We start from the raw sequence: 5593 nt of genomic DNA, 5'->3' as shown, positions 1-5593 counted from the left end.
GGCCGCCCGGGGCCAGGCCGCCCGGGATCAGGCCCGCTTCGCTGCGGCCTTCGCGGCGCGCTTCGCCTCGCGCACCAGCGAGAGCGTCTCCGGCGAGACGATGTCGGCGACGCTCCGGTACGAACCCTCTTCGCCGTACGGCGACGCGGCTTCGCGCCAGCCGGCGCCCGCGAATCCGCACTGCTTGCCGAGCAGCGCGAGGAAGATCCTTGCCTTCTGCTCGCCGAATCCGGGCAGCGACTTCAGGCGCTTCAGCACGGTCGCGCCATCCGGCTCGCCCTTCTGCCAGATCGCGGCGGCGTCACCTCCCCAGCCCTCGAGCACGACCCGTGCGAGCGACTGCACCCGCCCCGCCATCGAACCGGGGAACCGGTGCACCGCGGGGCTCTGCGCGAAAAGAGCGGCGAACTCCTCGGGGTCGGCCTCGGCGATCGCAGTCGGACTGATCTCCCCGAGACGCTGCTCGATCTTGAGCGGCCCGGCGAAGGCGACTTCCATCGCGACCTGCTGGTCGAGCAGCATTCCCACGAGCAGCGCGAACGGGTTCTCGCTGAGGAGGCGGTCGGCCTCGGCGTCATCGGTCAAGTGCAGGTCCATGCGACCCAGTATCGCACCGTCCACCGCGGGCACCAGGCGATCTCAGCGGCATGCCTCCCGCCGGTGAATCTCCCGCCGGTGAGTCACGCGGCGGTGAATCTTGCGGCGGCGAGTCACGCGGGCACCGCCGCTGCAGTGTTCGGTGACGGCGCATCGCCCGATTCGCTCTTGGCCTTTCGCTCGGGGATGAACCCGGAGAGGATCAGCAGTGCGAGCCCGGTTCCGCCGATGGCGAGGAGGCCGCTGCTGCCGCGCGGCATGAGGTCAGCACCGCGGTAGAGGATGTCTCGGATGCCGTCGCCGATCATGTGCTGCGGCGTCCACGGGTACACCCATTCCGCCCAGAATGCGGGCAGCATCTCTTGCGGGAGTGCGGCCGTCATCATCGCGAGGAGGAAGGCGTAGAGCGCGACGAGCGCGCCGAACGGCATCGCGACGTTGAAGGCTCCGAGGAACAGTGCCATCACCGCGAAGCCGGCGAACCAGAGGAACACCGTCGTCGTCCAGAACGGTGCTCCCGCGCCGACGAGCGTGTTGAGCAGGATCACTGCGGTCATCGCTGCGAGCAGCGAGAACACGACCGCGTAGACGAGCTGCTTGCCGAGCGCGGAGAAACGGCCTCGGTTCGTGACGGCGTCCTTCTTGGGGAAGATTCGAGTGAGGAGGATCGAGCTGACCAGCGACATCATCATGAGCGGCATGATGCCGATCTGCTGGCTCATCATGCCCGCCATCGGCGAGGTCGGGGTGGCACCCGTGGTGCCCGTGTCGCCCGTGTTGATCAGGGTGATGTTCGCCGGGATCTCCATCTGGCCGAACATGGCCCCGAGAAGCGCCTGCATCTGGGTGGCGGCCATCGGGCTCTTCGCGTTGTCGAGCACGACCTCCACACTCGGAGCGTCTCCCTTCCCGGCTTGCGCGAGGACTCGGGTCCGGGTGAAGTCCGCGGGTATGGTGAGCGCCCCGTACAGCTCGTTCTCCGCGAACGCGGCATCCACGTCGTCCTGGCTGTCGAACACCTCCCACGCGATCGGGGCCGCGTTCGACCCCTCCGGCGCTTCGGCGTCGACGAGCTGCTCGGCGATCATGTCACCGGCGTTGACGTCGCCCTGGGGGGTCTGGGCGCCCTCGTCGAGCGAGACCACTGCGAACGGGAGGTTCTTCGGCGCCATGTTGAGCATCGGGTAGAACATCAGCGCCATCACGCAGCCGATGAGCACGATGACGAGCACGGGAAACGCATACTTCTTCGGCCCCAGCTTCTCGATCATGATGGATCCTTCCTTCCGGCCGACGGGCCACGTCTGATAGCTTCAGATTATTAGGCAGGATGACTAGTAATAAACGGTCAAAATTGCTCAAGCTGTCTAGTTCGGCGCAAAAGCGAGGGGACCGGATGCCACGCCCGAAGAACGACGGAAGCCCGGCGGCCGACGAACGCCTGGAGGCCGCATTCTTCGATGCGCTCCGCGAGATGCCCTTCGACCGCATCACGGTGAGCAATATCGTCAAGAGGGCGGGGCTGAACCGGAACTCGTTCTACTACCACTTCAGCGACCTCGAGGATCTCGCGCACAGTGCGGTGCAGCGGATCCTGGTTCCCGAGATCCCGCAGCTCATCGCGAGCGGCTTTCGCCCGGACTCCGAACGGTTCCAGCTCATGCTGGCCGACCTCGCCGGTCGGGAAGGCATCGACCGCATGCTGCTCGTCATCGGCCCGCACTCGACGCCGAAGCTTCGAAGCATCATGCAGGATGCGGTCATGGGCATGTGGTTGGAGAGCTTCCATCTCTCTCAGGAGGACATCGGCGAAGAGGGGCTCACGACGGTGCGGTTCGTGCTGGGGGGCATGTTCGAGGTCTTGGGGCGAACGGCGACGGACGGGTTCATCGAAAGACTCGACACCGTCAGGAAGATGCCGATCGTTCAGGCGTGCGCGACGGTGATGACGACGACGTTCAAGGCGGCGGCCGTACGGTCGGTCGAATCGAAGGCCGGGCGATAGCCTGCCGTGCCGTGCCGCTCAGGGCAGGCGAACGCGATCCCGCCCGGGAACCACAGCGGGCACCCGCACGGCGAGGCCCAGCGGCCTCGTGGCATCTATCCCGATGCGCGAGGTCGTCCCGTCCTCGGCGAGGCTGCGATCGACAGGGTTGCCGCGGCCGCGATGGAACAGGTGCAGCCCGCGGTGCGCCTGGAACTCCGTGGCGACCGCCCGCTCCACCGCGAAGGCGTCGAAGACATCGACGTCGTGGTCGACGACGGTCACCTGCTTGAGGTCGCGGTGCCCGGCGAACGCGGCCACGATCGCGTCGGCGGGATCCCCCTCGATCCGCTTGTCGATGCTGACGATGGCGTGGAACTTGCGCAGGCCGCCGAGCGTCACGTGCACCCGGTCGACGCTGGGCACCACGGCGCGCACGGCGCGCAGGATCACGGCCTCGTTCGGCAGGCCCATGATGTTCAGCTGCGAGGTGGACCCCGTGGCGAGCCCGTGGGAGATCGCCCCGCGGCGCATCGTGAGCGCCGTCGCGCGGAACACCCGCTCCCGGCCCGACTCGTAGTTCCCGTCGAACTCGGCGAAGGGCCCCTCCGGCTCCAGCGTGTTGGGCAGGATATGGCCCTCGATGACGATCTCGGCGCAGCTCGGCACCCCGATCGGCACGGTCAGGCCCGGCACGAGCTCGACGGGGGTGTTGCGCAGCGCGCCCACGATGCCGAGTTCGTCGAATCCATAGGGCGCGGCGCTGCCGGAGGTCCCGGCCGCGAGGAGCATCCCGGCGTCCAGGCCGAGCGCGACGACGACGGGGAGCGGGCGGTTCTCGGCGTCGGCCGCGTCGAGCATGCGGTGGAGGTGGCGCTGAACCACGACCATGCCGGTCTCGCGCGGCCCGCGGACCTGCATGCGGTGGTAGGAGAGGTTGCGGGCGCCCTCGTGCTCGCCGATCACCACGCCCGAGGTGAGGTAGGGACCGGCATCGTGCTCGTGATGGGTGAGGACCGGCAGCTGGGCGAGCAGGTCGATCTCGTCGCCCGTGTAGGTGACCTCGTGGATCGCCGCGGGGCCGGCCGACGCCGGCCGCACGAGCGGGGCGATCGGCCGCACGAGCGCCTCGAGGTAGCGCTCGGCCATCCGCTCGGGCGCGATGCCGAGGCTCGCGGCGATGACCTCGCGGCTCGCGGTGTTGTTCATCACGACGGGGTGGTCGGATCCGGCCACCCGCTCGAAGAGCACGGCCCGCTCCGGGCCGCTCTCGGCCGCGTAGGCGCAGACCTCGAAGCGCGGGGAGACCTCGTGCGGGATGCGCAGCAGCCGCCCGGCGGCCTCGAGCCGTTCGAGCTCCTCGCGCAGTCCGATCGCGGCGCGTTCCGTCATCCGTCTGCTCCTTCTCGTCGCGGCGGTTCCAGTCCCGACCAACGTCGGGTGTGCTCCAGCGGCATGCGCAGCAGATCGAAGGCGCGCCCCACCGTCTGCTCGACGATCTCCTCGACGGTGCGCGGCTTCAGGTAGAACGCCGGCATCGGCGGCATGACGATCCCGCCGTTCATCGTCACCTGCTCCATCAGCCGGATATGGCCGAGATGGAACGGCGTCTCGCGGAAGAGCAGCACCAGGGGCCGGCGTTCCTTGAGCATGACGTCGGCGGCTCGCACCACGAGGTTCGCATCGTAGCTGTTGGCGATCGAAGACAGGGTCGTGACGCTGCACGGCGCGACGAGCATACCGTCGACCTGGAACGACCCGCTCGCCAATTCGGATGCGAGGTCGTGGTTCTTGTGCACGTGGTCCGCGAGTTCGCGGATGTCGCCGAAGGTGAGGTCCGTCTCCTGGTGGAGCGTCTGCAACCCGGATCCTGTGACGATGACGTGGGTCTCGATGTCGTCGACCTCCGCCGCTCGCCGGAGCGCCTCCACGCCGAGCAGCGCCCCGGACGCCCCCGTGATCGCCACCACCAGTCGCCTCATGAGTGCGACCCCGCCTCTTGCGGGAGCGGCTCGCGGACGGCGGAGCGGAAATCGCAGCCATCGGGCGCCTGCATGATCTCCTGCCGGTACAGTGCACCGTACGCACCCTGCTGATCCATCACATGGATCTCGGGGGTGCGCTTCGCGAGCTCGACGTCATCGACCAGGAGGTCGAGCCGGCGCTCGCTCACGGAGAGCCGGATCAGGTCGCCGTTCCGCACGAGCGAGAGCGGGCCGCCGACGGCGGACTCCGGCGAGATGTGCAGGATCACAGTGCCGTAGGCGGTGCCGCTCATCCGCGCGTCCGAGAGGCGGACCATGTCGGTGACACCCCGCTCGAGCAGCTTCTTCGGGATCGGCAGGTAGCCGGCCTCCGGCATGCCCGCCCCGAGGGGGCCGGCATTCTGCATGACCAGGAAGTCGTCCTCGGTGACGTCGAGGGCCGGGTCGTCGATCCGCTCCGCGAGGTCGGCGGGAGAGGTGAAGACGACGGCCCGGCCGGTGCGCTCGAACAGTTCCGGGGTGGCCGCCGCGCGCTTCAGGATGGCCCCGGTCGGGGCGAGGGAGCCGAAGAGCGAGACGAGCCCGCCGACGGGGTTCACCGGGTCCGTCCGCGGGCGGACCACCCGATGGTCCCGCCAGCCCTCGTCGAAGTCGATGTGGTCGCGGAGCGTTCCCCCGCCGACCGTCGGGGTGTCGAGGTCGAAGTCGTCGGCCAGCTCGCGCAGTACCGCGCGCACGCCGCCGGCACGGTGGAAGTCCTCCATGTAGCCGTCGCCGGTCGGCTTGAGCGAGACGATCACCGGCGTCTCCTCGCTCAGCTCGTTGAATCGATGCGGATCGACGGCGATGCCCGCCCGGCGGGCGATCGCGGTGAGGTGGACGAGCGCGTTCGTCGAGCCGCTGATCGCGAGCAGCATGCGCAGCGCGTTCTCGACGGACTCCGGCGTCACGAAGGTGCGGGGGCCGGGGCCGCCGTCCCGCGCGAACTGCGCGGCGCGACGGCCGCTCTCCTCGGCGATCCGCAGGC

Annotated in this window: 6 protein-coding genes; 1 reads left to right on the top strand and 5 read right to left on the bottom strand. The window is 69.0% G+C overall.

The genetic code is table 11. The features are described 5' to 3' along the window. Nucleotides 1-27: 27 nt before the first annotated feature. Together ACFPZL_RS09315 and ACFPZL_RS09310 are read right to left on the bottom strand one after the other, a co-directional pair. Nucleotides 28-597: an HhH-GPD-type base excision DNA repair protein gene (locus ACFPZL_RS09315; protein ID WP_218114773.1), complete on the bottom strand. Its 570-nt coding sequence runs from the start codon at nucleotides 595-597 to the stop codon at nucleotides 28-30. Between the two features lie 113 nt (nucleotides 598-710). Next, a complete protein-coding gene (locus ACFPZL_RS09310; protein ID WP_218114772.1) occupies nucleotides 711-1868 on the bottom strand; it encodes an ABC transporter permease in 1158 nt (385 codons plus the stop codon). A 125-nt stretch (nucleotides 1869-1993) separates the two neighbouring features. On the opposite strand from ACFPZL_RS09310, the gene ACFPZL_RS09305 reads away from it, so the two are divergent. Continuing rightward, nucleotides 1994-2602: a TetR/AcrR family transcriptional regulator gene (locus ACFPZL_RS09305; RefSeq protein WP_218114771.1), complete on the top strand. Its 609-nt coding sequence runs from the start codon at nucleotides 1994-1996 to the stop codon at nucleotides 2600-2602. 18 nt (nucleotides 2603-2620) lie between these two features. Here the strand turns inward: ACFPZL_RS09305 and ACFPZL_RS09300 are convergent, their stop codons facing one another. The 3 genes from ACFPZL_RS09300 to ACFPZL_RS09290 form a co-directional block, all read right to left on the bottom strand. Continuing rightward, on the bottom strand, nucleotides 2621-3973 hold the full coding sequence (locus tag ACFPZL_RS09300) for a UbiD family decarboxylase (RefSeq protein WP_218114770.1): 1353 nt from the start codon (nucleotides 3971-3973) through the stop codon (nucleotides 2621-2623). Beyond that, nucleotides 3970-4563: a UbiX family flavin prenyltransferase gene (locus ACFPZL_RS09295; protein ID WP_218114769.1), complete on the bottom strand. Its 594-nt coding sequence runs from the start codon at nucleotides 4561-4563 to the stop codon at nucleotides 3970-3972. Before ACFPZL_RS09295 ends, ACFPZL_RS09300 begins: the two co-directional genes overlap by 4 nt. Beyond that, nucleotides 4560-5593 (bottom strand): dihydroxy-acid dehydratase domain-containing protein (locus tag ACFPZL_RS09290; RefSeq protein ID WP_382335194.1); only part of this gene is annotated, 1034 nt, incomplete at its 5' end. The genes ACFPZL_RS09290 and ACFPZL_RS09295, both read right to left, overlap by 4 nt.

The sequence above is a fragment of the Leucobacter soli genome (assembly GCF_042659205.1).
Classification (GTDB): domain Bacteria; phylum Actinomycetota; class Actinomycetes; order Actinomycetales; family Microbacteriaceae; genus Leucobacter; species Leucobacter soli.
Note: the sequence above shows the minus strand (reverse complement) of the source record. Positions and strands in the feature narration are given on the sequence as shown.

What these genes read in the sequence shown, in the direction of transcription:
- ACFPZL_RS09315 (WP_218114773.1), bottom strand. Translation starts at nt 597, where the DNA reads ATGGACCTGCACTTGACCGATGACGCCGAGGCCGACCGCCTCCTCAGC.
- ACFPZL_RS09310 (WP_218114772.1), bottom strand. Translation starts at nt 1,868, where the DNA reads ATGATCGAGAAGCTGGGGCCGAAGAAGTATGCGTTTCCCGTGCTCGTC.
- ACFPZL_RS09305 (WP_218114771.1), top strand. Translation starts at nt 1,994, where the DNA reads ATGCCACGCCCGAAGAACGACGGAAGCCCGGCGGCCGACGAACGCCTG.
- ACFPZL_RS09300 (WP_218114770.1), bottom strand. Translation starts at nt 3,973, where the DNA reads ATGACGGAACGCGCCGCGATCGGACTGCGCGAGGAGCTCGAACGGCTC.
- ACFPZL_RS09295 (WP_218114769.1), bottom strand. Translation starts at nt 4,563, where the DNA reads ATGAGGCGACTGGTGGTGGCGATCACGGGGGCGTCCGGGGCGCTGCTC.